Annotated in this window: 33 protein-coding genes; 6 read left to right on the top strand and 27 right to left on the bottom strand. The window is 62.6% G+C overall.

Annotated elements, in window-relative coordinates; genetic code table 11:
• Nucleotides 1–7 precede the first annotated feature (7 nt).
• The 10 genes from H6955_11375 to rpsB form a co-directional block, all read right to left on the bottom strand.
• On the bottom strand, nucleotides 8–529 hold the full coding sequence (locus H6955_11375) for an OmpH family outer membrane protein (GenBank protein MCP5314156.1): 522 nt from the start codon (nucleotides 527–529) through the stop codon (nucleotides 8–10).
• A gap of 14 nt (nucleotides 530–543) precedes the next feature.
• Complete coding sequence (gene bamA / locus H6955_11370) at nucleotides 544–2,829, bottom strand: outer membrane protein assembly factor BamA (protein ID MCP5314155.1); 2,286 nt, start codon at nucleotides 2,827–2,829, stop codon at nucleotides 544–546.
• Between the two features lie 165 nt (nucleotides 2,830–2,994).
• A complete protein-coding gene (gene rseP, locus H6955_11365) occupies nucleotides 2,995–4,359 on the bottom strand; it encodes an RIP metalloprotease RseP (GenBank protein ID MCP5314154.1) in 1,365 nt (454 codons plus the stop codon).
• 7 nt (nucleotides 4,360–4,366) lie between these two features.
• Nucleotides 4,367–5,545 (bottom strand): 1-deoxy-D-xylulose-5-phosphate reductoisomerase, encoded by a 1,179-nt coding sequence (locus tag H6955_11360; protein MCP5314153.1) that lies wholly within the window; start codon nucleotides 5,543–5,545, stop codon nucleotides 4,367–4,369.
• Nucleotides 5,542–6,366 (bottom strand): phosphatidate cytidylyltransferase, encoded by an 825-nt coding sequence (locus tag H6955_11355; GenBank protein MCP5314152.1) that lies wholly within the window; start codon nucleotides 6,364–6,366, stop codon nucleotides 5,542–5,544. Before H6955_11355 ends, H6955_11360 begins: the two co-directional genes overlap by 4 nt.
• Nucleotides 6,366–7,130: a di-trans,poly-cis-decaprenylcistransferase gene (uppS, locus tag H6955_11350; protein MCP5314151.1), complete on the bottom strand. Its 765-nt coding sequence runs from the start codon at nucleotides 7,128–7,130 to the stop codon at nucleotides 6,366–6,368. The genes H6955_11355 and uppS overlap by 1 nt, the downstream gene beginning before the upstream one ends.
• A gap of 16 nt (nucleotides 7,131–7,146) precedes the next feature.
• Nucleotides 7,147–7,704 (bottom strand): ribosome recycling factor, encoded by a 558-nt coding sequence (frr, locus tag H6955_11345; GenBank protein ID MCP5314150.1) that lies wholly within the window; start codon nucleotides 7,702–7,704, stop codon nucleotides 7,147–7,149.
• Nucleotides 7,701–8,432 (bottom strand): UMP kinase, encoded by a 732-nt coding sequence (gene pyrH, locus H6955_11340; GenBank protein MCP5314149.1) that lies wholly within the window; start codon nucleotides 8,430–8,432, stop codon nucleotides 7,701–7,703. The genes frr and pyrH overlap by 4 nt, the downstream gene beginning before the upstream one ends.
• 72 nt (nucleotides 8,433–8,504) lie before the next feature.
• Nucleotides 8,505–9,398 (bottom strand): elongation factor Ts, encoded by an 894-nt coding sequence (locus H6955_11335; protein ID MCP5314148.1) that lies wholly within the window; start codon nucleotides 9,396–9,398, stop codon nucleotides 8,505–8,507.
• Nucleotides 9,399–9,503: 105 nt separating this feature from the next.
• The gene (rpsB, locus tag H6955_11330) at nucleotides 9,504–10,229 is read right to left on the bottom strand and encodes a 30S ribosomal protein S2 (GenBank protein MCP5314147.1); all 726 of its coding nucleotides are present in this window, start codon (nucleotides 10,227–10,229) and stop codon (nucleotides 9,504–9,506) included.
• A gap of 262 nt (nucleotides 10,230–10,491) precedes the next feature.
• Between rpsB and map the strand changes: the two genes are divergently transcribed.
• The 6 genes from map to H6955_11300 all read left to right on the top strand — a co-directional run bounded on the left by map (nucleotide 10,492) and on the right by H6955_11300 (nucleotide 16,113).
• A complete protein-coding gene (gene map, locus H6955_11325; GenBank protein ID MCP5314146.1) occupies nucleotides 10,492–11,271 on the top strand; it encodes a type I methionyl aminopeptidase in 780 nt (259 codons plus the stop codon).
• A gap of 5 nt (nucleotides 11,272–11,276) precedes the next feature.
• Complete coding sequence (gene glnD / locus H6955_11320; GenBank protein MCP5314145.1) at nucleotides 11,277–13,904, top strand: [protein-PII] uridylyltransferase; 2,628 nt, start codon at nucleotides 11,277–11,279, stop codon at nucleotides 13,902–13,904.
• 242 nt (nucleotides 13,905–14,146) lie between these two features.
• Complete coding sequence (locus H6955_11315) at nucleotides 14,147–14,449, top strand: hypothetical protein (GenBank protein MCP5314144.1); 303 nt, start codon at nucleotides 14,147–14,149, stop codon at nucleotides 14,447–14,449.
• Between the two features lie 119 nt (nucleotides 14,450–14,568).
• Nucleotides 14,569–15,177 carry a TetR/AcrR family transcriptional regulator gene (locus tag H6955_11310; protein ID MCP5314143.1) on the top strand — a complete coding sequence of 203 codons (609 nt, stop codon included), beginning with the start codon at nucleotides 14,569–14,571 and terminating at the stop codon, nucleotides 15,175–15,177.
• 80 nt (nucleotides 15,178–15,257) lie between these two features.
• Entirely contained in the window at nucleotides 15,258–15,488 is a 231-nt protein-coding gene (locus tag H6955_11305; GenBank protein ID MCP5314142.1) for a sulfurtransferase TusA family protein, read from the top strand.
• 97 nt (nucleotides 15,489–15,585) lie between these two features.
• Nucleotides 15,586–16,113: a DsrE/DsrF/DrsH-like family protein gene (locus H6955_11300; protein MCP5314141.1), complete on the top strand. Its 528-nt coding sequence runs from the start codon at nucleotides 15,586–15,588 to the stop codon at nucleotides 16,111–16,113.
• Between the two features lie 79 nt (nucleotides 16,114–16,192).
• On the opposite strand, the gene H6955_11295 is transcribed toward H6955_11300, so the two are convergent.
• The 17 genes from H6955_11295 to H6955_11215 form a co-directional block, all read right to left on the bottom strand.
• Entirely contained in the window at nucleotides 16,193–16,708 is a 516-nt protein-coding gene (locus H6955_11295; GenBank protein ID MCP5314140.1) for a pyridoxamine 5'-phosphate oxidase family protein, read from the bottom strand.
• A 27-nt stretch (nucleotides 16,709–16,735) separates the two neighbouring features.
• A complete protein-coding gene (locus H6955_11290; protein ID MCP5314139.1) occupies nucleotides 16,736–17,206 on the bottom strand; it encodes a GNAT family N-acetyltransferase in 471 nt (156 codons plus the stop codon).
• Nucleotides 17,207–17,220: 14 nt separating this feature from the next.
• Nucleotides 17,221–17,667 carry an NADAR family protein gene (locus H6955_11285; GenBank protein ID MCP5314138.1) on the bottom strand — a complete coding sequence of 149 codons (447 nt, stop codon included), beginning with the start codon at nucleotides 17,665–17,667 and terminating at the stop codon, nucleotides 17,221–17,223.
• Nucleotides 17,668–17,779: 112 nt separating this feature from the next.
• Nucleotides 17,780–18,094 (bottom strand): hypothetical protein, encoded by a 315-nt coding sequence (locus H6955_11280; GenBank protein ID MCP5314137.1) that lies wholly within the window; start codon nucleotides 18,092–18,094, stop codon nucleotides 17,780–17,782.
• Nucleotides 18,095–18,270: 176 nt separating this feature from the next.
• Nucleotides 18,271–18,918 carry an HAD family hydrolase gene (locus tag H6955_11275; protein MCP5314136.1) on the bottom strand — a complete coding sequence of 216 codons (648 nt, stop codon included), beginning with the start codon at nucleotides 18,916–18,918 and terminating at the stop codon, nucleotides 18,271–18,273.
• 158 nt (nucleotides 18,919–19,076) lie between these two features.
• Entirely contained in the window at nucleotides 19,077–19,475 is a 399-nt protein-coding gene (locus H6955_11270; GenBank protein MCP5314135.1) for a DUF1801 domain-containing protein, read from the bottom strand.
• A gap of 154 nt (nucleotides 19,476–19,629) precedes the next feature.
• The gene (locus tag H6955_11265) at nucleotides 19,630–20,031 is read right to left on the bottom strand and encodes a hypothetical protein (GenBank protein ID MCP5314134.1); all 402 of its coding nucleotides are present in this window, start codon (nucleotides 20,029–20,031) and stop codon (nucleotides 19,630–19,632) included.
• Between the two features lie 160 nt (nucleotides 20,032–20,191).
• Nucleotides 20,192–20,728: an N-acetyltransferase gene (locus tag H6955_11260; GenBank protein MCP5314133.1), complete on the bottom strand. Its 537-nt coding sequence runs from the start codon at nucleotides 20,726–20,728 to the stop codon at nucleotides 20,192–20,194.
• 186 nt (nucleotides 20,729–20,914) lie between these two features.
• The gene (locus tag H6955_11255; protein MCP5314132.1) at nucleotides 20,915–21,319 is read right to left on the bottom strand and encodes a hypothetical protein; all 405 of its coding nucleotides are present in this window, start codon (nucleotides 21,317–21,319) and stop codon (nucleotides 20,915–20,917) included.
• A gap of 179 nt (nucleotides 21,320–21,498) precedes the next feature.
• A complete protein-coding gene (locus tag H6955_11250) occupies nucleotides 21,499–21,687 on the bottom strand; it encodes a hypothetical protein (GenBank protein MCP5314131.1) in 189 nt (62 codons plus the stop codon).
• Nucleotides 21,688–21,803: 116 nt separating this feature from the next.
• Nucleotides 21,804–22,259, bottom strand: coding sequence for a hypothetical protein (locus H6955_11245; GenBank protein MCP5314130.1), 456 nt, complete (start codon nucleotides 22,257–22,259; stop codon nucleotides 21,804–21,806).
• A gap of 143 nt (nucleotides 22,260–22,402) precedes the next feature.
• Nucleotides 22,403–22,909: a hypothetical protein gene (locus H6955_11240; GenBank protein MCP5314129.1), complete on the bottom strand. Its 507-nt coding sequence runs from the start codon at nucleotides 22,907–22,909 to the stop codon at nucleotides 22,403–22,405.
• Between the two features lie 2 nt (nucleotides 22,910–22,911).
• The gene (locus H6955_11235) at nucleotides 22,912–23,127 is read right to left on the bottom strand and encodes a hypothetical protein (GenBank protein MCP5314128.1); all 216 of its coding nucleotides are present in this window, start codon (nucleotides 23,125–23,127) and stop codon (nucleotides 22,912–22,914) included.
• The gene (locus H6955_11230) at nucleotides 23,124–23,507 is read right to left on the bottom strand and encodes a hypothetical protein (GenBank protein ID MCP5314127.1); all 384 of its coding nucleotides are present in this window, start codon (nucleotides 23,505–23,507) and stop codon (nucleotides 23,124–23,126) included. The genes H6955_11235 and H6955_11230 overlap by 4 nt, the downstream gene beginning before the upstream one ends.
• A gap of 550 nt (nucleotides 23,508–24,057) precedes the next feature.
• Nucleotides 24,058–24,366, bottom strand: coding sequence for a hypothetical protein (locus tag H6955_11225; GenBank protein ID MCP5314126.1), 309 nt, complete (start codon nucleotides 24,364–24,366; stop codon nucleotides 24,058–24,060).
• A gap of 152 nt (nucleotides 24,367–24,518) precedes the next feature.
• The gene (locus tag H6955_11220) at nucleotides 24,519–24,920 is read right to left on the bottom strand and encodes a hypothetical protein (protein ID MCP5314125.1); all 402 of its coding nucleotides are present in this window, start codon (nucleotides 24,918–24,920) and stop codon (nucleotides 24,519–24,521) included.
• 124 nt (nucleotides 24,921–25,044) lie between these two features.
• A complete protein-coding gene (locus tag H6955_11215; protein ID MCP5314124.1) occupies nucleotides 25,045–25,551 on the bottom strand; it encodes a hypothetical protein in 507 nt (168 codons plus the stop codon).
• Nucleotides 25,552–25,661: the final 110 nt, after the last annotated feature.

The raw sequence follows: 25,661 nt of genomic DNA, 5'->3' as shown, positions 1-25,661 counted from the left end.
CGACCCGTTACTTCGCGGCCTGGTCGAGTTCGCGCATGCGCGCCAGCACCTTGTCGGTGATATTCGCGCGCTCGGAGGCCCAGGTGACACCGCTCTCCAGAACGATATCCAGTTGCTCGGCCTTCGCGACCTCTGCGATCACCTCCGACAACACCCGGCGCAGGCGGTCCATCTCTTCGTTGAGCCGCAGGCGCCGGTCACTCTCCAGTTCTTCCTTGGCGTTCTCGAATCGCAGGGTGCGCGAACGGATGTCGCGCTGCAGGTTCTTCGCCTCGGCATCGCTGATATTGCTGCGATCCCGCACCAGTTTCTCTTCGAGCTGCCCGATCTGTTCTTCCTGCGCCGTGATCTTGGCCTCGCGCGCGACGAACTCCTGCTTGATCTTTTCGCGCACCCGCGCCATCTGCGGCACCTCGTTCTGCAGGCGCGCCACATTGACCACCGCGACCGACACCTCCGCTGCGGATGAAATGCCCGAAAGGCAACTCGCGGCGGCCAGCAGTATGGCCATCCATCGGAATCTCATCATTTCACCCCTCAACTTCAGAACGTTGTACCCAACGAGAACTGAAACTCTTCTTTCTCGTCCTGGTCGTCTGCCTGGAACGGTATGGCGTAGCTTATCGTGAGTGCGCCGACCGGCGACAACCAGGATAGGCCCAGGCCTGCCGAATAACGCAACTCATCGGTATCGAACAGGTCGGTATCGCGCGTGTCGATCACCGCACCCGCATCGACGAACGCCGCCAGGCGCACCGATTCACCGGCGCCACGGAACGGCGGGGGGAACAGCAGTTCGGCGCTTCCCGCATAGATCGCATTACCACCGATCGGATCGCCTTGCGAGTCACGTGGCCCGATCGAACGGGCGGCGAAACCGCGCACCGTTCCCGGACCGCCGCCGTAGTAATGTTCCCACAGCGGCAGGCTGGTGGTCTTGCCGTACGCATCGCCGTATCCGATCTCGCCGCTCAACGAAAACACCAGTTCGCCAGCCACCCGCCAGTAGCGGCGGTGTTCATACGAGATCTTGTAGTAACTCAGATCGCTGCCCGGCACGCTGGCCTCGGCGAACAACGACTGCAATGCACCGGCCTTCGGAAAGATCGCCGTGTCGCGCGAGTCGTGACGCCAGTTCAGCGTGAGTTCGAGATTGAGGAACTGGTTGCCCTCGTCCTCTTCGAACTGCAGCACCTCCTCCGACGGCTGTGAACCCACTTCGAAATCGATGTGATGCAGGGCGACGCCGAAATTGAACCGGTTGAACTCGCTCAACGGGATGCCGAAACTCATGCCGGCAATCAGATCGTCTGTCTTGTAGTCGGCGGTATCGAGGTCGTCGAAGTCGGTCGAACGATAGCTCAGGTCGAAACCCCGGCTTATGCCGTCGACGGTGTAATACGGGTTGGTGTACGACACCTGGTAGTGCTGGTTCGCACTGCTGGTCTTCAACGCCAGCGATACCTTCTTGCCAGTGCCAGCGAAGTTGTCCTGGCTGATCGACGCATTGACCACGACACCATCCGACTGCGAGAACCCGATACCCGCCAGCAGCGAACCGGAAGGCTTTTCGGTGACCGTCATGTTGATGTCGACCTCGTCGGCCGAGCCCGGAACCGAGGGCGTCTCCACCGAGACCCCGTCGAAGTAACCCGTGCGCTGGACGCGCTCGCGCGACAGCTTCAGTTTTTCCCCGGAGAACCAGGTCGACTCCATCTGCCTGAACTCGCGGCGAATCACCTCGTCGCGGGTGCGCGAATTGCCGCTGATGTTGACGCGCCGCACGTAGGCGCGCTTGCCCGGGTCGACGAAGAACGTCACTGCGACGGTTTTGCCTTCCTCGTCGATCTCGGGAATGCTGTTGACGTTCGCGAACGCGAAACCGAGGTCGGACAGCTTCGCGGAGATGCGGTCGCTGCTCTCGACCACGGCCTTGCGTGCGAACGGCTGTCCCCGCTGCAGGTGGATCAACGGGAAGTACTCGTCCGGCTCTCCCTCGATGTCGCCCGCGAGACGGATATCACTGATCGAGAACACCTCGCCTTCGGTGACATTGATCGTGATGTAGATGTCCTCTTTGTCCGGGGTGATCGTGACCTGGGTCGATTCGATCTTGAAATTCACGTAGCCGCGATCCAGGTAGTAGGAGCGCAGCACCTCCAGGTCGCCGGCCAGCTTGGGCCGCGAATACTGGTTGTCCCGGGTCAGCCAGGACAGCCACCCGCCGGTCGACAGTTCGAACTCGTCGAGCAGGTCATCTTCGTCGAAGTTCTGGTTGCCGACGATGTTGATCTTCTTGATACGCGCCGTCCTGCCTTCCACGACATTGATGTCGATCGACACGCGATTGCGTTCCAGCGGCGTCACCGTGGACGTCAGCTTGACCGCATACTTGCCCTGGTTGAAATACTGCCGCTCGAGTTCCTGCTCGATCTTCTCGAGCACCGAACGCTCGAAGGTGCGTCCTTCCGCAAGCCCGATCTCCTTGAGCCCGAGCTTCAGGGCGTCGCTGTCGATCGACTTGTTGCCGGAAAAATTGATCTCAGAGATAGCCGGCCGCTCGGTCACGACGACGACCAGTACGCTGCCCTGCTTTTCGAGTCGGACATCCTTGAAGAAGCCGGTCTTGTAGAGTGCCCGGACGATGTCCGAGGTCTGTTTCAGATCGACCTGGTCGCCGGGCTTGACCGGCAGGTAGTTGAATACGGTACCGGCTGTGATCCGCTGCAGACCTTCGACGCGAATGTCCGTTACCTGGAAACCGACCGCCCCGGCCTGCGCGACGAACCCCAGCCAAGGCAACAATACGCACCAGAGTAAAGCCCGCATCTGATCTCTCTCGAACACCCTTACTTGTGATCGCGGCACGCACGTGATCGGGTGCCGGCCGGCGGAAGATTCGCGATTATAGGGTATCAGTCAGACCAAAAGTAGGCTGGTACGCGAGCGCAAGCTGTGCACACCCGCAGTACTGCAGCGCCGGGTCCGCCCGGGCTAACCGATAATGCGCAGGATATCGACGTAGAACGCCAGGGTCATCAGGCCCAGGAGCATCAGCAGGCCGATCTTCTGTCCCTGAATCATCGCCGCTTCCGACAGCGGACTGCCCTTGATCGCCTCGACCGCGAAGTACAGCAGGTGTCCGCCGTCGAGCACGGGCACCGGCAGCAGATTGAGCACGCCGAGGCTGATACTGACGATCGCCAGAAACTTGAGGAAGTACACAAACCCGATGCTCGCGGTCTTGCCCGCTGCATCGGCGATGGTGATGGGACCGCTGAGGTTGTGGATCGACGCCTCGCCGGTCAGCACGCGCCAGATGACCTTCAGGGTCAGCACCGAATACTCCCAGGTGCGCTGTACCGCGGCCGGCATCGCCTCCGCCAGCCCCATGCGGTACTCGACCTCGAAACGCGCGATCAGCTCCGGGGCCGGCTGGTTGGCGGCACCGATACGCCCGATCACGGCACCGTCCTGCACCAGCGGTGCCGGGGTCAGACGCACCTCGAGGGGCTGTCCGCCGCGCTCGATCTGCAACAGGATCTCGGCACCGGGCCGCTCGCGCACGTAGTCCACCCAGTGCCCCCAATCGGGAACAGCCTCACCATCCGCGCTGACGACCCGGTCACCCGCGCGCAGGCCGGCCGCATCGGCGGGCTCGCCAGCGATCACCCTGCCGATCACGGGCGGGACCGCCGGACGCTCGGGCGTCACACCGAGATGTGCCAGCAGATCCTTGGTTTCCGCCAGATCGCCGACCTCGCTCGAGGGGATCGACCGCACCTGCTCGTTGCCGGCGGCGTCGCGCACGCCGACGCGCAGCGTCGGCTCGCCGACCGAAGCCGCAGCGATCTCCTGGACCGCCAGCGACCAGGTCGGCGTCGGCTGACCGTTGATCGACAGGATCTCGTCACCGCCACTGAACCCGGCCCGGGACGCCGGCGAATCCGCGGTCACCGCACCGACAAGCGGGCGCATGCCCGTCTCACCGAGGGTCAGCACCAGCCAGAATGCGAAGATCGCGAACAGGAAATTGAACAGCGGACCGGCCACGACGACCGCCGAGCGGACCCACAGTGACTGTCTGTTGAACGCGCGGTGCACCTCCTCGGGTGCGACCGGGCCCTCGTGCTCGTCGAGCATCTTGACGTAGCCGCCCAGCGGGATCGCCGCAATCACGTACTCAGGGGCGTCCGGTGAAGCCTGTCGCCGCCACAGCGGGCGACCGAAACCGATCGAGAACCGCAGCACCTTGACGCCGAGGCGCCGCGCGACCCAGAAGTGCCCGAACTCGTGCACCGAGACCAGCAGCCCGATCGCGACTATGAATGCGCCAACTTTCAGCAGGAGGTCGTCCATCGTTTAGTCAGACCAGCGCGGCCACCTCTTGTTCCGCCATTGCACGGGCACGCCGGTCGACACCGAGCAGGGTCTCGAGGTCGTCGGCCGGGCCGTGTGCGAACTCCGCCAGGGTGCGTTCGACGACCTCGGCGATCTGCACGAATCCGAGCCGCCCCTCGAGGAAGCGTGCCACGGCGACTTCATTGGCCGCATTCAACACGGCCGGTGCGGTGCCGCCGCCGGCGACCGCTTCGAAGGCCAGGCGCAGACAGGGAAAGCGTTGCATATCCGGCGGTTCGAAATCCAGCCGCCCGACCGCGAACAGGTCCAGTGCCGCGACCCCGGCGGCATGCCGCTCCGGCCAGGCCAGCGCGTGCGCGATCGGCGTTCGCATATCCGGGTTGCCGAGCTGCGCGAGCACCGAGCCGTCGACGTACTGGACCATCGAGTGGATCACGCTCTGCGGGTGCACGACCACCTCGATCTGCTCCGGTGCGGCGTCGAACAGCCAGTGTGCCTCGATCACCTCGAGGCCCTTGTTCATCATGGTGGCCGAATCGACCGATATCTTGCGACCCATCTGCCAGTTCGGGTGGGCGCAAGCCTGCGCGGGCGTCACATCGCGCAGCGCCGCCATCGCGTAGCGCCGGAACGGGCCGCCCGATGCGGTCAGCAGGATACGCTCGACACCCGCCCCGGCGAGACCGGCCGGTCGATCCGCGGGCAGACACTGGAACACCGCGTTGTGTTCACTGTCGATCGGCAGGACCAGGGCCCCGCTGGCACGCGCCGCCGCGACGAACAGCCCCCCGGCGACCACCAGCGATTCCTTGTTGGCCAACAGGATGCGCCGTCCCAGGCGGACCGCCGCGAGGGTCGGCAGCATGCCCGCGGCACCGACGATCGCGGCCATCAGATCACTGGCGCCGGGATGGGTGGCGACCGCCTCCAGCCCCTCGGGACCGGCCATCACCTCGATGGCGAGGTGTTCTTCACGGAGCGCCGCGGCCAGCGCACGCGCGCTGTCCGGATCCGCCATCGCCACGAGTTCCGGACCGAACTGCCGGCATTGCGCCAGCATGCCCTGGACATCGCTGTTCGCACTCAGCGCGACCACCCGGTAACGATCGGGGTGACGCGCGACCACATCGAGCGTACTGAGCCCGATCGACCCGGTCGAACCCAGGACCGCGATGCCTCTCATGTGGTCGTCCCCAACAGCACGGCACCGAGCGCGAACACCGGCGCCGCTGCCAGCAGGCTGTCGATGCGGTCCAGAACACCGCCGTGTCCGGGCAACAGCTGGCCGCTGTCCTTGACCCCCGCCTCACGCTTGAGCCGGCTTTCCCAAAGGTCTCCGCCAATCGAGAGCAGGGTGACAAGCGCGACCAGCAGCACCATGCCGGGCACCGTCGCAGCCCCTGCCCAGCCGCCCTGCACCAGCGCGACGGCACTCAGCGCCGCACCCGCGAGGGCACCGAACACGCCCGCCCAGGTCTTGCCGGGACTGACGAACGGCGACAGCTTGCGCCGACCGAAGGCGCGTCCGGCGAAATAGGCGCCCGAATCGGCGACCCAGATCAGCACGAACAGGTACAGCACCAGCGCAGGACCACCGGGCCGGACCCGGTGCAGGTCGACCACCGAGATCCAGGCACTGACCAGCACCAGCGCACCGAGCACCAGGATCAACGGGCGGGAACCCTCGATCCGACGCAACTCGCGACGTCTGGAGAACAGCATGACCGTGGTCACCGCCCACCACAGCGCCATCGCCCATTGCACGGCCTGCAGCGCCGCGCCATGCAGGAAGTGCCAGGCGAGGCCGAGCGCCAACGCGGTGCCGACCGCAAACAGGACCTGTGCCGGGCGCTGGTGCAGCTGCGCGAGACGCGCCATCTCCAGTGCACCCAGCATCACGAACGCCCCGAGCACGAGCGCGAACGCCACGGTGTCCAGCTTCAGGATGCCGGCCACCACCAGGGGTATCAGGACCAGCGCGGTCAGTACCCGCTGCCAGAGCACTAGTCGGCCTTCTCGAGTTGTGCGCCGGTCCGTCCGAAACGTCGCTGACGGCTGGCGAATTCGTCCAGGGCGAGTCGAAACTGCGTGGCGTCGAAATCCGGCCACAGCACCGGCGTGAAGTACAGCTCGGTGTAGGCGCAGTGCCACAACAGAAAATTGCTGATGCGCAGATCGCCGCCGGTGCGGATGAAGAGATCGGGATCCGGCAGGCCGTCCAGCGTGGTCGCGTTCGCGAATGCCTTCTCGTCGATCGTATCCGGATCGAGTTCGCCGCTGCGCACCGCGTGCGCCAGTCGGCGCGCGGCCTGGGTGATGTCCCAACGTCCACCGTAGTTTGCGGCGATCTGCAGGATCAGGCGCTGGTTGGCGCGCGTCGCGTCCTCGGAGGCGCGGATGCGCCGTTGCAGCTTGTCGGGAAACGCCGTGATGTCACCGATCACGCGGAGCTGGATCTCGTTGCTCTGCATGCGTTTGACCTCGCGTTGCAGCGCCGTCAGGAACAGATCCATCAGCAGGTTGACCTCGGCCGCCGGGCGGCGCCAGTTTTCGCTGCTGAACGCGAACAGCGTGAGCACCTTCACGCCATGCCGGATACATTCCTCGATCGTGCTGCGCACGCTGCCGACACCCGCCTTGTGCCCGGCGTGTCTGGCCTGGCCACGCGCCTCGGCCCAGCGACCGTTGCCATCCATGATGATCGCCACGTGCTCCGGCACCTTCCCGGATGAAATCGGGCTCTCCCCCGTTTGCGCACCGTCGGACATTGCTGCCTCGGCGGCCTCAGACCGACATCAGGTCTTTTTCTTTCTTTTCCAGCAGTTCGTCGATCTCTTTGACGTGCTGATCCGTCAGCTTCTGGATGATCTCCTGACCTCTGCGCTCGTCGTCTTCGGAGATCAGCTTGTCTTTCACCAGCGCCTTGAGATCGTTGTTGGCGTCGCGACGGATGTTGCGCACCGCGACCCGCGCCTGCTCGGCCTCGTGACGTACGATCTTGGTCATATCGCGGCGCCGCTCTTCCGTCAGTTGCGGCATCGGCACGCGGATCAGCGTGCCGGCCGAGTTCGGGTTCAACCCGAGATCGGACTCGCGGATGGCCTTCTCGACCACGCTGACCATCTGTTGTTCGTAGGGTTGCACCGTCAGGGTCCGCGCATCTTCGACGCCGACGTTCGCGACCTGCTTCATCGGCACCTCGGAGCCGTAATACGGTACCGTGAGATGATCGAGCAGGCTCGGATGGGCCCGACCGGTGCGCACCTTCGCCAGGTTATCACTCAGCGATTCGACACTCTTGGCCATTCGGCCGGCCGCGTCTTTCTTGATGTCGTCAATCATGACTCCTCTCCACTCGTGACCAGGGTGCCGAGCGACTCACCCCTGATGACGCGCCGCAGCGCACCTTTCGTGTTGATATTCATCACCCGCAGCGGCATAGCCTGCTCTTTGCACAACACCACGGCCGTGGCGTCCATGACCGCCAACCCCTCGCGCAACACGCGATCGTAGCTCAGGCGGGGATAGAAGTCGGCATCGGGGTGTTTGACCGGATCGGCCGCGTAGACACCATCGACCTTGGTCGCCTTGATCATCACGTCGGCGCCGATCTCGATCGCTCTCAGGCTGGCCGCGGTGTCGGTCGTGAAATACGGGTTGCCGGTGCCGGCCGAGAGGATCACGACCCGGCCTGCCTCGAGGTGACGGACGGCGCCATCGCGACTGTAGTACTCGCATACCTGGTCGATGCGGAATGCGGACAGCGTGCGTGCATCCACGCCCTGTTTACGCAGCGCGTCCTGCATCGCCAGACCGTTCATCACCGTCGCCAGCATGCCGATGTGATCGCCGGTGACCCGGTCGAACCCGCCACCCGCGAGACCGGCGCCGCGAAAGATGTTTCCACCACCGATCACCAGGCCGATCTGCACACCGTCGGCCACCAGTTCGGCGATCTCGCCGGCGATCCGTTGCATGACCGCCGGATCGATGCCGAAATCACCGTCGCCCATCAGGGCCTCGCCGCTCAGCTTCAGCAGTATCCGGCGCGTGGCAGGGTGTTCTGGCATGGAAGGACTGGACCGACCTCGTTTGATTAGGGTGCGGGGCACTGCCCTGCGCCGAGGCGCAGGGCGCACCGGTTATTCGCCCCGGGCGGCGGCGGCCTGGGCCATGACTTCCTCGCGGAAGTCCTCGACCTTTTTCTCGATACCCTCGCCGACCTCGAAACGCGTGAACCCGTTCACCGTGGCGCCGCTTGCCTTCAGCAGCTTGCCCACCGTGGTGTCCGGATCCTTGACGAACGCCTGCCCGAGCAGGGTGATCTCGCTAAGATACTTGCGCATCCGGCCCTCGACCATCTTTTCGACGATGTTGTCCGGCTTGCCGCTCTCCTTGGCCTGTGCCTCGGTGATCTCGCGCTCTTTCGCCAGCAGATCGGCCGGCACCTGGTCTTCGCTGACGCAGATCGGGTTGCTCGCCGCGATGTGCATCGCCAGGTCGCGTCCCAGCGCCTCGTCCCCGCCGCTCAGATCGATCAGCACACCGATGCGCACTCCGTGGCTGTAGCTGAAGATCGCACCCTGCGCGGCGCTGCGCACGAAGCGGCGCACGTTCATGTTCTCGCCGATCTTCGACACCAGCGCCTGACGCGCCTCCTCGATCGTGGTGTCCTCGCCTTCGTGCAGCGGCAACGCCATCAACGCATCGACGTCGCCGACGTCGCTCTGCAGGACGCGCTCGCCGACGGCATCGGCGAAGGAGCGAAAATTGTCGTCCTTCGCGACGAAATCGGTCTCGCAGTTGACCTCGACCATCGCAGCGCGCGCGCCGCCGTCGGTGACGGCGATCACGATCACGCCATCCGCCGCCGTGCGGCCGGCCTTCTTCGCCGCCTTGGCCTGACCCGACTTGCGCATGTTCTCGATGGCCGCCTCGATGTCGCCATTCGTCTCGGTCAATGCCTTTTTACATTCCATCATGCCTGCGCCGGTACGCTCGCGCAGTTCCTTTACCAGGGAAGCGGTGATCGCCATGCTCGTATTTCCTCAATTCGCAGAATCTTTCTGATAACAAACGGCCCCCGGCCGGCAAGCCGGACAGGGGCGTTTTGTCTGGATATGTCGACCCGGCCCGGTAACTCAGCCGGCTGTCGTATCCGCCGTCTCGCCGCGGCCGGATGCCGCTGCGGTGGCCGCTGCGGCGCGGCCCTCGAGGATCGCCGCGGACGCGCCCTGTACGTAGAGTTGCACCGCACGGATGGCGTCGTCGTTGCCGGGGATCACGTAATCGATGGCGTCCGGATCGTTGTTGGTGTCCACCACACCGATGACCGGAATGCCCAGTTTGCGCGCCTCGGCGACAGCGATCTTCTCGTGCCCGGTGTCGACGACGAACAATGCGTCGGGCAGTCCGTTCATATCCTTGATGCCACCCAGGCTGCGCTCCAGCTTGTCTTTCTCGCGGCGCAGGGTAAGCGCCTCTTTCTTATGGAAGCGTGCCGCCATCGAGCCGTCCGCATCCATCGCCTCGAGTTCCTTGAGGCGCTTGATCGACTGCTTGATGGTCTTGAAATTGGTCAGCATGCCGCCCAGCCAACGGTGGTTGACGAACGGCATGTTGCAGCGTTCGGCCTCCTCGCGCACCACGTCGCGCGCCGAACGCTTGGTGCCGACGAACAGCACCTTGCCGCCGTTCGACGACAGCTTGCCGACGAAGTTCATCGCGTCGTTGAACAACGGCAACGTCTTTTCGAGGTTGACGATGTGGATCTTGTTGCGATGGCCGAAGATGAAGGGACTCATCTTCGGGTTCCAGTAACGGGTCTGGTGGCCGAAATGTACGCCAGCTTCAAGCATCTGGCGCATGGAAACGTTGCTCATGAATACTCCGGTATTACGGTTGGGTTGAGCCTCCACGGACCGCGACGACCGACCCGGCCTGAACCGGGCACCCAGGCGCCGCTTAGCGGTACGTGTGTGTCGTTAAAAATTAACCCTGCAAACAGGGCGCCTAAGCGGTCATTGCCGCCAAGCGGCGCGTTTTATACCATAAGCGACCCCGGGCCTCAATGCGGAATTGACGCCAAGATCTTGATTTTCGAACCCAAATAGCAGCTGAGGGGCGCCGATGGCCGTGATCATCAAAACGCCGGACGAGATCGAGAAGATGCGCGTCGCCGGCCGCCTCGCCGCCGAGGTGCTCGAGATGATCGGCGACCACGTCAGACCCGGCGTCAGCACCGACGAACTCGACCGCCTGTGCCACGACTACATCGTCAACGAACAGCGCGCGGTGCCGGCCCCGCTGAACTACCGCGGTTTCCCGAAATCGATCTGCACCTCGGTCAACCACCAGGTCTGCCACGGCATTCCCGGGAACAAAATTCTCAAGGACGGCGACATCGTCAATATCGACGTCACGGTCATCAAGGACGGCTTCCACGGCGATACCAGCAAGATGTTCCTCATCGGCCAGCCTTCGATTCTCGCGCAACGCCTGGTCGACGTGACCCATCAGGCGATGTGGAAAGGGATCGAGCTGGTCAAGCCCGGCCACCGGCTCGGTGACATCGGACACGCGATCCAGCGTTTCGTTGAGAGCCACGGCTATTCGGTGGTGCAGGAATACTGTGGGCACGGCATCGGTCGCGGTTTCCACGAGGACCCCCAGGTGCTGCACTACGGCGCAGCCGGCACCGGCATCGCGCTGCAGACCGGTATGACGTTCACGATCGAACCGATGGTCAATGCGGGCAAACGCAACGTGAAGCTGCTACCCGACGGCTGGACCGTGGTCACCAAGGACCGCAAGTTGTCCGCGCAGTGGGAACATACCGTGCTGGTCACCCCGACCGGATACGAGGTGCTGACCCTGCGCGCCGAAGAGCGGCAGGCAGCGACTGCCTGAGCAAGATGACTGATTCCCTGCTGGAAGCGCTCGACCGGCGGATTGCGGCCGGCGATGCGCCGCTGACCGCGTTCAAACAGACCCTGCGCGACGCACGCGCGCTGTTGGCGGAACGGTTCGCCCAGGGCACGCGCGCCAGCCTGCTGGTGCGCCAGGCGGCGCTGTTCACCGACGCGATCGTGCACCGCGTCTGGTGTCGCTATCTGCCGGACGATGCGCAGGCCAGCCTGGTCGCGGTCGGCGGCTACGGTCGGGGCGAGTTGCACCCCGCTTCCGACGTCGATCTGCTGATCCTGACCTCGGTCGAGCCACAACAGCTGGCCGAGCACATCGAGCCGCTGATCATGTTCCTTTGGGACATAGGCCTGGAGGTCGGGCACAGCGTGCGCAGCCTCGAGCAATGCGTCGAAGAGGCCCGCGCCGACATCACGGTGATCACCAACCTGGTCGAATCGCGGCTGGTGGCCGGCGATCACGCGCTGTTCGACCAACTCACCGAGGCCATAAGTCCGGAGAATTTCTGGTCGAGCCGCGAGTTCTTCTCGGCCAAGCTCGAGGAACAGCGCCAGCGGCACGCGAAATTCGACGACAGCGGCCAGAACCTCGAGCCGAATCTCAAGGAGGGACCGGGCGGCCTGCGCGACATCCAGACGATCGGCTGGGTCGCGAAACGCCACTTCGGCGTCAGCACGATGGCGGCACTGGTGGAACACGGCTTCCTCAACGACCACGAATACCGGCAGCTGCATCGCGGCGCCGAACACCTGTGGCGCGTGCGCTACGCACTGCACCTGCTCACCGGCCGCCACGAAGACCGGATGTTGTTCGAACACCAGCGCGCCCTGGCGAAACAGTTCGGCTATACCGATGCGAGCGCCAATCTCGCAGTCGAACAGTTCATGCAGGACTACTACCGACGGGTGATCGAGATCCAGCGCCTCAACGAGATGCTGTTGCAGCTGTTCGAGGAAGCGATCCTGCTGAACAACGAACTCGGCGATCCGGTGCCGATCAACCGCCGGTTCCAGGCTCGCAGCGGCTACCTGGAGGTGGTCAACACCGGGATCTTCGCGCGATATCCACTGGCGATGCTGGAGCTGTTCCTGATCCTGCAACAGCATCCGGAACTCCAGGGCGTGCGCGCCAGCACGATCCGCCTGATCCGCGCGCACCGCCATCTGATCGACAAACGCTTCCGCCGCGATATCCGCGCACGCGCGCTGTTCATCGAGATCTTCCGCCAGCACGACGGCCTCACACATGCGACCCGCCGCATGCACCGCTACGGCATACTCGGGCGTTACCTGCCGGCGTTCAACACGGTGTCGGGGCTGATGCAGTTCGACCTGTTCCACGTGTACACGGTCGACGAACACATCCTGATGGTGATTCGCAATATGCGGCGCTTTGCGCTGGCCAGGCATGCCGAGGAGTGTCCGCGCTGCAACCAGGTCTATGCGCAGCTGCCGAAACCCGAGCTGCTGTACCTCGCGGGCCTGTTTCACGACATCGCCAAGGGACGCGGTGGCGATCACTCGGAACTCGGGGCTGCGGATGCGCGCGAGTTCTGCCTGCGCCACGACCTTTCCGAATTCGACGCCAACCTGATCGCGTGGCTGGTGCGTTTCCACCTGGTGATGTCGCACACCGCGCAGCATCAGGACATCGACGATCCCGATGTGATCCAGCAGTTCGCCAGCCGGGTCGGAACACGGATGCGGCTCGACTACCTGTACCTGCTGACCGTCGCCGACATGCGCGGCACCAACCCGGCACGCTGGAACTCGTGGAAGGCCGCCCTGATCGATCAACTCCACGCACGCACCGCTGCCGCACTGGAACGCGGCCTCGATCAGCCCCAGGATCCCGACGAGGTGATCTCGGAGCGCCAGGCGGAGGCGCGGATCGTGTTGCTGAAAAAGGGTTACGACAACGAACAGCTGAACCTGTTGTGGATGTCGTTCACTTCAGACTATTTTCTGCAGAACTCGGTTGACGCGATCATCTGGCACGCCGAGTTGTTGTGGCCGCCGGGCAAGGCCATCGACCGGATTCATGTCGCGTTGCGCCAGGACAAGGTCTACCGCTGCACCGAGTTGTTCGTCTACGGGCCCGACCGTGACGACCTGTTCGCCCACTCCACCGCCCTGCTCGACCAACTCGGACTCAACGTCCTCAACGCACGCATCCAGACCACGGTTCAGGGACTGAGCGTCAACAGCTACCTGGTGCTCGAAGAGGATGGTTCGCAGATCGACGTCGAGGAACGACTGCAGGGCATCCGCTATTTCATTGAAGACGGACTCAACGACGCCGAACCGCCGAAGGGCCAGCCGCGCATCCCGCGCCAACTGCAGAGCTTTCAGATGCCGTCCGAGATCGACTTCGAGCAGGACGAAAACCGGGCGGTCACGCTGCTGATCCTCAAGACCAGCGACCGCCCCGGCCTGTTGTCGCTGGTCGGCCAGGCGTTCGCGGCGAAGAAGCTGCGGTTGCACCACGCGCGGATCGCCACCGCCGGGGCCGAGGCGCAGGACACCTTCGCGGTCACGGATCGACTCGACCAACGCATCACCGACCCGCAACGCCTCGCCGAGATCGCCGAAGCGATCCGCAACAAGCTCGACGACTGACGACGCGCCTTCGGGTGAGTCCCGAGCGCGACTGCGGCTTGACGGCATGCCTTGCGTCAATAGCCGGCAGCTATCGACGTCTTTCAAACTTCCAACTGGCCCGCATCGGCATCGCTCGTTAGATTGTCAGCCTGGAGACGCAAGCGGCATTGCCCCGCACCGACCCGCAACAACCATGGCCATGCGCGATTCGCCCCCGCGTCGCACGCCACCGCCTGAACCAACGAGAGCACCAGAGCATCATGAAAGCGCTATTGATCGACCCGGCACAGCAGACCGTCACCGACGCGGAGGTCGAGGACGCGACCGACATCCAGCGGTTGATCGGCTTCGACACCATCGAATCCGACGCGGTCGGCGCGACCGGCGACCGCTTGTACTTCGACGAAGAATGCTTCATCCGCGGCACCACGGGACGCTTCCAGATCGACACCGTGATCCCGGTCGCCGGCAAGGGCGTCATCGTGGGGACGGACGCGGACGGCAATCTGCGCGACGTCCAGACCACGGCCGAAGAGCTGCGCGGCCGGATCAAGTTCCAGTAGCCGTCAACGCGCCGACGGCACGACCGTACCGGTCGAGAACGCACGCGGCAGCGATCGCCCCCCGTCACGACAAGCCAGGGCGCTTGACTTGACCAACCGGTCTACTACAATGCGGTTCCATGAACCTCGCCGCCGACACAAGAACGCGCATCCTGAGCACCGCCCGCGAACTGTTTCACGGGCGCAGCTATGCGGACGTCGGAATCAAGGAGATCTGTGACCTCGCCAATGTGCAGAAGGGCAGCTTCTATCACTTCTTTCCGTCGAAACAGGACCTCGCGATGGCGGTCATCGACGACATGGCGGACGACTGGGCGCACGGTTTCGTCGCGGAGGCGTTCGATCGCGACCTGCCGCCGCTCGAGCGCCTCGACTACCTGATCGACGCGGCCTACTACTGGCAGAAGGCGGCCAAGGACCTCGAAGGCCGCATGCCCGGCTGCCTGTTCGGCAATCTGGCGCTGGAGGTCAGTACCCGCGACGAGGTCCTGCGCGCCAAGATCAATGCGGTGTTCCAGAAGGCGAGCGCGCGTTTCCACGAGACCCTGGACGAGGCGGTCGAGCGCGGGGTGATCGCGCCGCTCGACACCGCCGCGACCGGGCAGGCGATGCTGGCCTTCCTCGAAGGCGTGATCCTGCTCGCCAAGTCGCGCAACGACCCCGAGGTCGTGCGCATCCTCGGGCCGGCGATCAAGACGTTGAGGATCGAAAGGGCCGCCGAGAGCTGACTTTTTTTGTGCCGAAAGTTGACCGACCGGTCGACTTGAAGCCTCCAGTAGCGGTTGAACGAAGACCAAGGAGCACGACGATGAACCAAGACATCCACACCCTCGACGCACGCGGTCTGAACTGTCCGCTGCCGATCCTCAGAACGAAAAAGGCACTGGCCGCGATGCACACCGGCGAGGTCCTCGAGATCACCGCGTCGGACCCGGGCTCGGTCAAGGATCTCGACGCGTTCTGCAGCCAGACCGGCAACGAGATGCTGTCGAGCCAGGAGGCCGACGGCGAATTCCATTTCCGCATCCGCAAGGTCTGAACAAAGGAGTAACCATCCCATGAACGATGCAGCCGCAATGGCCAAACTGCCGATTCCCGATCTCGACGCCTGGTTCGACCAACGGTTCGACGAGAAAATGGCCGAACGGGCGGCCGCCCACACGCCATCGATGACCATCATCGCCACCAAGGGCACGCTGGACATGGCCTACCCGCCGTTCATCCTCGCCTCCACGGCCGCCGCGCTGGGTTGGGACGTCGCGATCTTTTTCACCTTCTACGGCCTGTCGCTATTGAAGAAGGAACTCGACCTGAAGGTGTCGCCGCTCGGTAATCCGGCGATGCCGATGAAACTGCCCGAAGGCCCGAACTGGCTGCGCGGCCGGGACCTGCCGATCCCGACCTCGGTGATGTCGCTGGTCCCCGGGTTTCAGGCCATGGCGACCGGCATGATGCGCAAGACCATGGACAAGAAGGGCGTCGCGCGGATCGAGGAACTGCGCGATCTGTGCATCGAGGCCGAGGTCAAACTGGTGGCCTGCCAGATGACCGTGGACCTGTTCGACTACGGCAAGGACGACTTCATACCGGAGATCGAGGAATGGGTCGGGGCCGCCAGCTTCCTGCCGCGGGCCCAACAGGCCGACGTCAATCTCTTCGTATGACCCACCGGGGGAGCCCCGCGCTCCCACCCGGGTCTGGCATCGGCCGCCGGTGCCCGAGTCGCCAGGGAGCGATCCCTTTTCAGGCGTCGTCGGGCACCGCTTGCGCCGGCCAGAGGCCACGCGTCATGGCGCCGATGTGTACCGGTTCGATGCGGTCGAACCGGATCTCCCTCACGCGATCCATGTCCGCCCACATCGACGCATAACCCCTGCTGAACCTGACCCGTCGCACCCGCCGCAGCCACAGCGCCTTTTCGCGCCGGTCCGCAGGACGCAGCTGCCCGGCGACACCATAAAGGCGGACCGCCGGCGGACTGGCGAAGCGACCCTGGAACAGCGCCTTCAACCAGTACCAGCGGGAGCTGTTCACGGCGAGCACGCAGACACGGCCGTCGGCCCCGAGGTTGCGCGGCATGCGCTGCGTGAATCGCTCGAAATAGAACCCGCACCCCGGTTCGCCGAGGATCAGTGAGCCGATCGGCGTGACATGCGGCTGGCCGTCCTTACCGACGGTTGCGATCGCGTAATGAAACGACGATCTGAAAGAATCCCGAAACAGCGCCTTCACGACGTCCCAGTTTTCGTGCAGTTCCATGCGTCCTCCTGTTCGTGGCGGGTCGGTTCAGAGCCGTGACTGCATCAGGTAGCGCTGAAACGTCACGTCCTTGAACACGGTCTGTTCGATCTCCTGTACGCGGAAACCGAACCGCTCGAACAGCGGCCTCGAAAACTCCGACGCCGCGGTGCTGACGGTTCGACAGCCGCTGTCTCCGGCCACTGACAGCAGTCGCTCGAGCAGTCGCGACCCGACGCCGCGCCGCTGGTACGGCGGCGACACGAACAGCGCGGTGATATGACCGCTTTCTTCGATACCGCCAAAGCCGATGCATTCGCCTTGTTCGGTGACCGCCACGATGGTCGACGCGTCCTCGATCCAGTTGGCGAAACGCCCGCCTTCGTCGGGAAAGCTCGACCATGCCGCGACCTGGCATTCCGTATACCGCTGGGGACCCAGGTGACGTATCGACGCCGCATAGATGCGCCCGAGCGACCGCAGGTCACAAGACCGGTAGCGGCGTATGTCGCAGACCACCTGCCCCGCCACCCCTACGCCTCGGTTCGCAGCGCCGCGCGCAGTTCCATCAGCAAGCTCCCCAACCGGTTCTCTCCGCTGCCGTCACCACCATCCCCCCAGTACCTGTCGTTCGACGTATGCTCGACGATCTCCGCATCGCCCGTGGCGAGCAGGTGCTCCAACAGGTCGGGATGCTGCGTGAACTTGGCGCGCAATGCGTGGCGCATGACATCGTCTTTGACCCGCTCCCAATCCGGCCGCAACGGGCGAGTTCGGTCCCGTCCGAGTTTTGCCGCCTCCATCGGCGACTTGGCGCGTCGCACCGTCTCTTCGTGATGTGTCCCTGCGAACTTCTGCGCCTGGAAATAGTGCTCCGTGGTCGGCCATATCCTGCCTTCCAGATATACCGCGTAGGGCGCGAAATTGGAAAAATAGCCGTATGTCCTGTTGTGCAGATAGAAAGCGATCCGCTGACTCACGCAGCCCCCGTCAAGCAGCGCTCAGGGCCCGGACGACCGATCGTGCGCATCGTGCGGTTCGACCACATGGCTCGACATCTCGACCGTGACGCTCCGGCTACCCCATTGCACGTCAACCACCGCCTTTCCCTGTGCCATCTCCTGAAGCCGCCTCCAGCGTGCGCAGCAGACCCAGCAACCGGCGCTCGTTCGACAATGCCACGAACCACAACAGCACGACCACCAAGGCAAACACGAGCAGCGCAGCCACCACCACCGGCAACATGACGACCATCACGTTCATCATCGATTCCGACAAGGTCCCCGCTTCGAGGCTTTCGATCACCTGCCACGGGTTTATCAGGTACGGCAGGCGCCACCATAACCAGGCCCCGTATGCCGCGATCAGTACCAGGCAGCCAGTGCCTACGACAGGCCATTGTCTCACCCGTCTCTCGCGGCGTTCCACGAATGATCTGTCTGCAGAAGAAAGGCGCATGTCATGCCCTCCCGGCACTCAAGACGACATCAGGTGGCGGCATACATCGATCGCCCGCTGCAGGCACGCCGCCAGGTTGCAGCCGCAACGCAAGGCCGGGGCCCCGCGCCTGATGCAGCGGACGCTCATACGCCGAGCACACTGAGCACCGATTCCTGATCCGACAGGTCGTCGAAGCTGCGCGGGTGCTCGACCCGCGTCCCAACCGCCAGAAAGTCATAACCGAGGTCCGCACTCGCTTTCTTGTCCCATGGTGCATCACCGAAATAGGTTCGCCGCGTAATGCGCCCGAACAGGCGCGCCTGCTGCTCGGCCAGTCGCATGATATCGATTCGCGCCGTTGCGTCGGAGGATGTGGCGAATGGCAAACCTCCGAACTCGATCCCCACGGCTTTCAACTTCATTTCGGCCGTCTCGCGCCAGCCCCCGGTGGCGATCGCCACCACGGCACCGGGCCTCGAGCGAAGCGCCTTGATCAGCTGCGGAGCACCCGGAATCGGCGCCAATCCGGCCGGTCTCTTTGCGATGTAGTCCTGAACCAGGCCGACAAAGCGGCGCTTGACCCGCTCGAAGGCCTGCGGCCGCTCGCCTGCTGAAACGTTTTGCTGCAGCACCTCTTCGAGGACACCGCTATCGGTCACGTGCCGATACGACTGCCAGGTGCCATCGACCTGCACGCCCAGCTCCAACCTGACCGCATGCGCAAAAAGATCGCCATCGAACCCATGGGAATCCACCAGCGTTCCATCGATGTCGAACATCACCAGGTGCAAGGGTTCGGCGTCCTCGGCGCGATGCGGTTGTTCGGACAGCGGTGGGCAGGGACCGTCATTGGTACAACGTCGGCAGCGCCATCTGCCTTGCCGCGCGGCGGACGGGACACCCCGGCCGAAAGCGGCTCGACGGGATTGTCGTGCAGCGCGCTCACGGGTCAGTCCTGTTCGAGACGACGCTTCATGTCGACGTAGGCGGACTCGATCAGCGCCTCGAGCCCCGCGACGTCGAACTGGCACTCGGGCCTGAGCTTCACATGGCGCATGAACCGGCCATTGCCCTCCAGCAGGCCTCCCGGGTCGGGAAGCCCGGCGCCACGGAAGAATCCCACATTGACATGGGCCTTGAATGCATCGACGTAGGCGAATGCCGCATCCCCGACACACGCGGTGGGATGGCCATCGTGCAATAGCTCGCGGACATCGTCTCCACGGGTCCGCATGACGTCAAACCACTGCCTTGCGAGGGTGCCGAGTACGTCGACATGCGCCCGCATCCATTCGTCGATGGCAGGATCGCGTTCAAGCGCGCCCGGAAACCGAAACAGCTGGCTCATGCCCCGGGCCCGCTCGCCACACGGCCAAGGTCGATAGCGTCCCAGACGGAGCGGCCATCAGTGTGAACCGTGACGACTGGCGCCAGCACAAAGGCGCCGGCCGGCCTCGGATCTCCGGGTACGGAGCACGAAGGCGAGCAGTCTGGATGCGATGTCATGACTTGCCCAGCGCCTGCAGCAACCCGTCGACTTCGGCTTGGCTGAAGCATTCGCACGGGATGTAGTACTTCGACCCGTCGCTGGTTACAACCACGATTCTCGACGTGCTGTCGGAGCCGCTCACGGCGACGCTGGCTATCGCGTCGACCGAGAGATTCGCATGGACCATGCCGCTGTGCTCGACCGTCACGGTCTCACCGCTTATTGCGACGCGTACCCGGGAGTTCCCAATCAGGTAAGAAGCCGCAATGGCCAATGCAATCCCGATGGCATACGCCCACCAATACCCGGCACCGGCGACGTCGAAGCGGCTCAACAGCCAGAGTCCGGCGATGGTCAGTACACCGGCAAAGAGGTGCTGCCGTCCCACCTTGTTCAGGCGACATTCGTAGACCATCTTTCAGGCCCCCATTCGACGCAGTCGGAAAACAAGCCGAGGCACCCTTGATGTCGACACCCACGGACCACTCGCTGGAACAAACGGCGTGCCGGGCATCCGAGCGGACACCACGAAGGTCCCGGCCGCCAATGTGTTTGCGCCTGCCCGCATGGCTCAGTCACCAATACACCGGGGAGCTCAAGGCTTCGACACAGGTGAGCCTGCCGGAAAAAGCCTCGATCGGATCGTCGACCAGTGATTGACCGAGCCATCCTTCGGGCTGCGTAAGTTCAAAGGGAGGCTTCAATATCTCTGGCGAAACGTGACGGAAACCGACCTTTCGGTAGAACATTGGATCTCCGTAGGTCAGGACCAGGCTGACGCCTCTGCGCTTCAGTTCACCCAGGCCGTGATTGATCAATCCCTGTCCTATGCCTTCACCCTGACGGTCGCTCAGCACGGCAACCGGTGCCAGGATGAAGGCGTCCAGCCCATGCTCAACAGTCACACGGCTGAAAAAGATCGACCCGACTATCCGGCCGACGTCGACGGCGACAAAGTTGTAAAGATCTTGCTCATCCGTGCTTTCGAACAGACCTGCGGCCAACTGACTGATCAACAACCCCTCATCGTCCCCGTCCGAATCGGTAAACACCGACGCAAAAAGCTGCGCTATGGCTTTTGAATCGTTTTTCGCCCCCTGTCTGAACTTCATCGCGACCCTCGATCCTGCCAGATGCCATCAATCGGGGAGCGCACATGACCTCGCTCGACGGCACCGGATACGGAGAGATCGTTCGTGCGAAGCAAGGCCGGCGGTTCGAGAGAACAGGCGCGGAATACGGGCCGTTCGGGAGCGGTGCAAAACTGCCTGCGGCACGACCCGATTGTCAGCGACCCTTCAGTTTGTGGTAACCGCATATTCCATTGCCTCCGGTGCCATGCTCCATTCGACGAGCTTTTCCCGACCGGACTCCAACAGAAACGGTAGCTGCGATGCGAATGCTTCCACCGGCTTGTCCTTGAGCAGCGTTTCCTTGATCCAATAGCGATCCTTTCCCCGGTCCTGAGATGCGCACAGCCAAAGGTCGAAGGTGATCGCCTCTTCGGAGGCCAAATAGAGTTGTATCAGGCAACGGACATCATCGCGGTACCAGACGATTGACCGTGAGGGCCAGCCTCTGTCGTTGTGTGAAACGACCAGGCCGTTCGCGTTCGCAAAGGTTTCAAGAATGGGATCGACTGCCCGCAAGGGCGCTTGCACCCTCTCCCAACCTCCGTCTTCAAAGTATTTGGATTGAGACATCCCTTTCCATCCCCAATACCCGGGTGACGTGACCTTCTCTCACTCTTCCAGCCTATTGTCCCCAGATGGATCCGCTTCCGGCAATTTTTTGCTCCGCGAGCCGTGCGAAAGATATGCCCCATGCATCCCCGGAGTTCAGGTGGCACACCCGTTCACAACGACCTGTACCGCGCCGTCTCTTAGTGACCCTCTGGAGCAGACACCACTTCGGCCTGGCCCAGCCTGATCGCCCTTTCGATCACGGCCTTTTTCATCACAACCGTTTCTCTGGTCGTAAGGTTGCGGCACTGCCAGCTTTCTCCGTCATCGGACACAATCTCAATGATCATGCCCGCAATCCGGATGGTTTTCCCAATCAGCTTTTCCATCGCGTCCCGTCCACTGGTCTTCTGGATCTCATGCCGAGGTCGCCCGGTACCCAGCTCGTTCCGGGCAGTCGCGGGATGAACGCAACGGCGAACCGCCCGAACACGATGCCGGACCCTCAACCGCCTTTCAACATCGTGAACGCCACGCTATCCGCCACCGCAGATACCGCAACCGACTTCCCTTCCCGCTCGAACAGCAGCAGAGACCGCCCGTCGGAAACAAGCACCCAGCCCTTGCGGTTGTCTGGGCGCCTGTAAAACTCCAGAACCGGCTCTGCCCCACCGTCGACCGAGAAAACCCAGACGGGCCTCTCTCCCAAGCCGGTGGCCACACCGCTGCTGGCGACTAACCCGGGATATGGCGTGAACCCGATCTGGACCAGCCGATCCTGAGCCCCCGCCTGGTACCACAACGCAATGAGCAGAACCGGGATCAACAAAAACACCAGGGTTACAAGGCTCGATTTCCCCCAAGGGCTGACAGGATGCTCGCGCCGGACAAAGATCACATAGTACAAGAGACCTGCCAACAACAAGCAGCCGGCCAGCAGTGCGATCAAAGACAGATCCATAGGCCACACGTTTCCTTCGGTCTATCGCCGCGGTAAGCGGCGACCTGCCCGGTCTTCAGGCCCGGTCGACACACCCAAATCCCGGCTTCGGCAGGTGCAGACGGCATAACCTCCGAGCAAGCACAGCGAACAGTCCTCACCCCCTATCGGCGATCATACCGTTCAAGATAATCGGACACCTCTTCATATGCCGTCTGCAGAAATATGAAGTATCCCGCCGTTGCCGACCCGCCCAGCGCTGCTTCCGAGTAACTATCGAGCCAGTCCGCGATTCCCTGCATCTGTGGCCCCACTTCTTCTTCCAGATGCTTGAGTTCGGACGGCGACGCCGCTTTGATCCTTGCCTCCCGCGTCTCGGAATCACCTATGCCCCATTTCATCGCCAGCGGAATCAGTGGCCTGAACTCTTTGGGCACTTCCTCCACGTCAATTTCAGTCGAAAGCGCTGCGTCTCGGGTCTGCATGATCTCCAGATCGAAACCAAACACGAGGAGCACGATGATTTCCAGCACTAGAATCGGAGCCAGCAGCACCATCAAGAAACCGAAAAACACTGCGTACCGGAAACCCCCGGCTCTCAACGCCCGCACCTCCTGACCAAAGTGCGAGAGCTTGCTTCTCGCGGCGGAAAGTCGCTCCTCGACCCGCATACTCAAGCTCCCTGAATCCAACGCCCGGTTGAGCGGCGGCTGGCATGGCGCGATATTTTCGCGATCACGATGCTGCCCACTGCAGCAAACTGCGAAACGCCCGATGTCCGGCTGGGCGCAGCGTACGAGGACACCGTATCGTCATGTGTTGATTCTCCCTTCACCTTCAGCGGATCGACACGCAACTCGGTTGGTGCCGGAAACGCCAGCCGATTCATTCGGTTCTCACCGCCGATTTTCCAGAGGCCGCATGAAGGGCGGCAAAAAGGCCACCGATCGCCAATGGGAATGACGTCGCCATCACCCCGGGCCACCACAGAGAGTACAGGCCGAGACAAACCGCCCCCACCCCTAGTACGAAGCGTATCAATCGTTCCGTCTCACCCTCCAACCCCATCAGGAAAAGAAGCACCAACGCGGCGAAGAGATGAATGGCCGATACTCCGGGAAACGCGGAAACTCTACCCAGACCGCTCGTTTCAGTTGCAGTGATATCCAGCCCCAATGGACGCTGATTCAAAAGCAACAGGACGATGACTGGGACCAACCAGAGGAGCATCCCTTCCAGAGAGGCCCACGCCTTGACCTGTCTACCCATGACACCGGCCCCGAGGGCTCCAGGCGATGCCGTGGCCCCAGCTGCCCGCGGCATGATGTTCGTGCGAGTTGCCCACAAACGGGTTCTGCAGGTAGTGGCGCCACACCGGGTTGGACGGGCGCCCCGTGCTCAATTCGAACACCTCAACCGCGACGAGTCTATTCACGCTTTCGTACCGCAATACCACAATCGACGCTCCCACGAAGGCAAGCCTGCGCATCGAATCCGGGTAGGCAGCCAGCCCTTCGGGCACACAATCCCGGATGTCATGTCTGCCCACTCCTCACCCCGTCCAATCACTCATCGGTTTCCCACGCACTGACCGAAGCATTCGACATCAACCGCAAAATGCGTCACCCCCGATACAGACGATGCACCTTTCATGATGCAGTCCGGTTGTCTGCCACCCGCTCTGCTTCGTGCCGGGAACCCATGGTCCTTTTTCGGGCGAACACCCGGGACAGCGGTGCCCGGCTCGCGCAACCATGGCAAAGGCGGGAGCGGCGTGATGAGTGCCCGGGTGAGCGCAGCCCGTGGCATGCTGGAACCGTCAGATCTCGAAAACCTTTACGTCGCAATACCGCCCCTCGTGAATGTTCCAGTTTTTCGCGAACTCGACCACTTCCTCGATCGACTCGTTCGGGTGGCACGTGGTTGTGCAGAATGCCCCTGGCTTCTCACCCGAAGCATCCAATTGAACGCACAAGCCATCCATCGCCTCTTCCCATTTTTCGCATTCCTTGCCTTGGGCACAGAACAGTTCGACACCGTCATCGATGAACTGTCGCAACAGGGCCTTGTGTGATTCCGAGTAACCCGACTGTGACACCAACACCACGCATTTGCCCCCATATTCCATTGCAAAGCTCCCACGTCAAGGTAGCCGGTCTTCCGACCTTCCAACCTGATCGGCGGGCAACGCTGAAGGCACGTGCGAGCGGACGCGAAGTGATGAGCGCTCGAGTGAGCCGCAGGCGAACGGCTTGACCGCCTTGCTAAGCGTACCGCCCATCAGAGCAAACCTCTGAGCCTGGCGGCCAGCCATGGCGATACCGCAGTAACCACGAGTACAAGCGGCCAAAGATTGCCACCTTTGAAAGTGTAGGCCTCAACAAGTTTGGAAAGCTCCGCGCCACGAGACAAGCTGAACGAAAACTCGAAAATCAACGTTAGTACCAGCCAACCTACCCCGATGAGCAAGAACTGCCTTGATCCCTGCCCACCTACCCAAGACACGAGAAGATAAGCGAGCACGAGAATAATGATGCTCAGCAAAACACCGCTCAATACCATACTTGGGATCGCACCAAAATTCGGAACAAGCACCTTTTCCCTCAGCAACCCGTTCAATACGGCAAGGACCAGTATCGCAAACCAGACAACTAGCGCTTTGACAGCCACACCGATGGACATCGACCAACCTTTTTACGACCAACAAGCTGTTCGAAACCGACGCTTGACCGTGGCACTCCATTTGCACCCGCGCCGGTCGGCCACCGTCAAGCGCCACACACGACAACGCGTTAGGGCCAATCTTTCAGCTACGGATGTGCTCAGCCTCCTTCCAATACTGCCGAGCTGTTTGCAGTACTACTTCCGGTGCGACGTCCACCGATACCGGGATGTTGACATCGAGCCCCATGCCCATGCGTTGTAAACGGGGCTTTTCCACCTGTTCGCTGAATGCGCCCGGCCGAAGACCAATGCGTAGCCAGGGTGGTAATCGAGGATGGCTATAGAAGAGATCCATACGAGCAACATCATTCCAGGGAACCAGATCTACGCCATGCTGTGTTTTCATATTCCCGGAGCTTATTCCAAAGCGATTGACGACGATTTTCTGTGGCCAGCTTCTGGCGTGTCGTTTCGAAAGCCAGAATGCCAACAACACAAATACAGAGAATACCAAAGTAAAAGCCAGCCTTATCTGTAACGAATCCAAAAACAATAACTGTACGAAAATGAAAAAACCACCCGAAATCAACGCCACATGCTGAATGTTTAATCCGCGACGATCAGGAAGGAATACTGTTTCATCACGCATGACAACATCCTGGGCACCAAGCAAAGTGGGAAATGCAACTGCAAAGCAATGGCGGCAACTCGATTCTGGCCCTAACGCCCAGTCAAGCGGCGGCCAGTACAGAGCACCGT

It is taken from the genome of Chromatiaceae bacterium (assembly GCA_024235395.1).
Classification (GTDB): Bacteria; Pseudomonadota; Gammaproteobacteria; order Chromatiales; family Chromatiaceae; genus Thiosocius.
This window is presented reverse-complemented; position numbering and strand designations above follow the sequence as displayed.

Coding starts and splice junctions, on each gene's coding strand:
- H6955_11310 (MCP5314143.1), top strand. CDS start 14,569: ATGAACCTCGCCGCCGACACAAGAACGCGCATCCTGAGCACCGCCCGC.
- H6955_11270 (MCP5314135.1), bottom strand. CDS start 19,475: ATGAGCCAGCTGTTTCGGTTTCCGGGCGCGCTTGAACGCGATCCTGCC.
- rseP (MCP5314154.1), bottom strand. CDS start 4,359: ATGGACGACCTCCTGCTGAAAGTTGGCGCATTCATAGTCGCGATCGGG.
- H6955_11260 (MCP5314133.1), bottom strand. CDS start 20,728: ATGAAGTTCAGACAGGGGGCGAAAAACGATTCAAAAGCCATAGCGCAG.
- H6955_11335 (MCP5314148.1), bottom strand. CDS start 9,398: ATGGCGATCACCGCTTCCCTGGTAAAGGAACTGCGCGAGCGTACCGGC.
- H6955_11225 (MCP5314126.1), bottom strand. CDS start 24,366: ATGGAATATGGGGGCAAATGCGTGGTGTTGGTGTCACAGTCGGGTTAC.
- H6955_11220 (MCP5314125.1), bottom strand. CDS start 24,920: ATGTCCATCGGTGTGGCTGTCAAAGCGCTAGTTGTCTGGTTTGCGATA.
- H6955_11255 (MCP5314132.1), bottom strand. CDS start 21,319: ATGTCTCAATCCAAATACTTTGAAGACGGAGGTTGGGAGAGGGTGCAA.
- H6955_11375 (MCP5314156.1), bottom strand. CDS start 529: ATGATGAGATTCCGATGGATGGCCATACTGCTGGCCGCCGCGAGTTGC.
- H6955_11230 (MCP5314127.1), bottom strand. CDS start 23,507: ATGGGTAGACAGGTCAAGGCGTGGGCCTCTCTGGAAGGGATGCTCCTC.
- H6955_11245 (MCP5314130.1), bottom strand. CDS start 22,259: ATGGATCTGTCTTTGATCGCACTGCTGGCCGGCTGCTTGTTGTTGGCA.
- rpsB (MCP5314147.1), bottom strand. CDS start 10,229: ATGCGCCAGATGCTTGAAGCTGGCGTACATTTCGGCCACCAGACCCGT.
- H6955_11235 (MCP5314128.1), bottom strand. CDS start 23,127: ATGAATCGGCTGGCGTTTCCGGCACCAACCGAGTTGCGTGTCGATCCG.
- glnD (MCP5314145.1), top strand. CDS start 11,277: ATGACTGATTCCCTGCTGGAAGCGCTCGACCGGCGGATTGCGGCCGGC.
- H6955_11360 (MCP5314153.1), bottom strand. CDS start 5,545: ATGAGAGGCATCGCGGTCCTGGGTTCGACCGGGTCGATCGGGCTCAGT.
- H6955_11300 (MCP5314141.1), top strand. CDS start 15,586: ATGGCCGAACGGGCGGCCGCCCACACGCCATCGATGACCATCATCGCC.
- H6955_11315 (MCP5314144.1), top strand. CDS start 14,147: ATGAAAGCGCTATTGATCGACCCGGCACAGCAGACCGTCACCGACGCG.
- H6955_11240 (MCP5314129.1), bottom strand. CDS start 22,909: ATGCGGGTCGAGGAGCGACTTTCCGCCGCGAGAAGCAAGCTCTCGCAC.
- H6955_11250 (MCP5314131.1), bottom strand. CDS start 21,687: ATGGAAAAGCTGATTGGGAAAACCATCCGGATTGCGGGCATGATCATT.
- H6955_11305 (MCP5314142.1), top strand. CDS start 15,258: ATGAACCAAGACATCCACACCCTCGACGCACGCGGTCTGAACTGTCCG.
- map (MCP5314146.1), top strand. CDS start 10,492: ATGGCCGTGATCATCAAAACGCCGGACGAGATCGAGAAGATGCGCGTC.
- bamA (MCP5314155.1), bottom strand. CDS start 2,829: ATGCGGGCTTTACTCTGGTGCGTATTGTTGCCTTGGCTGGGGTTCGTC.
- H6955_11295 (MCP5314140.1), bottom strand. CDS start 16,708: ATGGAACTGCACGAAAACTGGGACGTCGTGAAGGCGCTGTTTCGGGAT.
- H6955_11265 (MCP5314134.1), bottom strand. CDS start 20,031: ATGGTCTACGAATGTCGCCTGAACAAGGTGGGACGGCAGCACCTCTTT.
- uppS (MCP5314151.1), bottom strand. CDS start 7,130: ATGTCCGACGGTGCGCAAACGGGGGAGAGCCCGATTTCATCCGGGAAG.
- pyrH (MCP5314149.1), bottom strand. CDS start 8,432: ATGCCAGAACACCCTGCCACGCGCCGGATACTGCTGAAGCTGAGCGGC.
- frr (MCP5314150.1), bottom strand. CDS start 7,704: ATGATTGACGACATCAAGAAAGACGCGGCCGGCCGAATGGCCAAGAGT.
- H6955_11215 (MCP5314124.1), bottom strand. CDS start 25,551: ATGCGTGATGAAACAGTATTCCTTCCTGATCGTCGCGGATTAAACATT.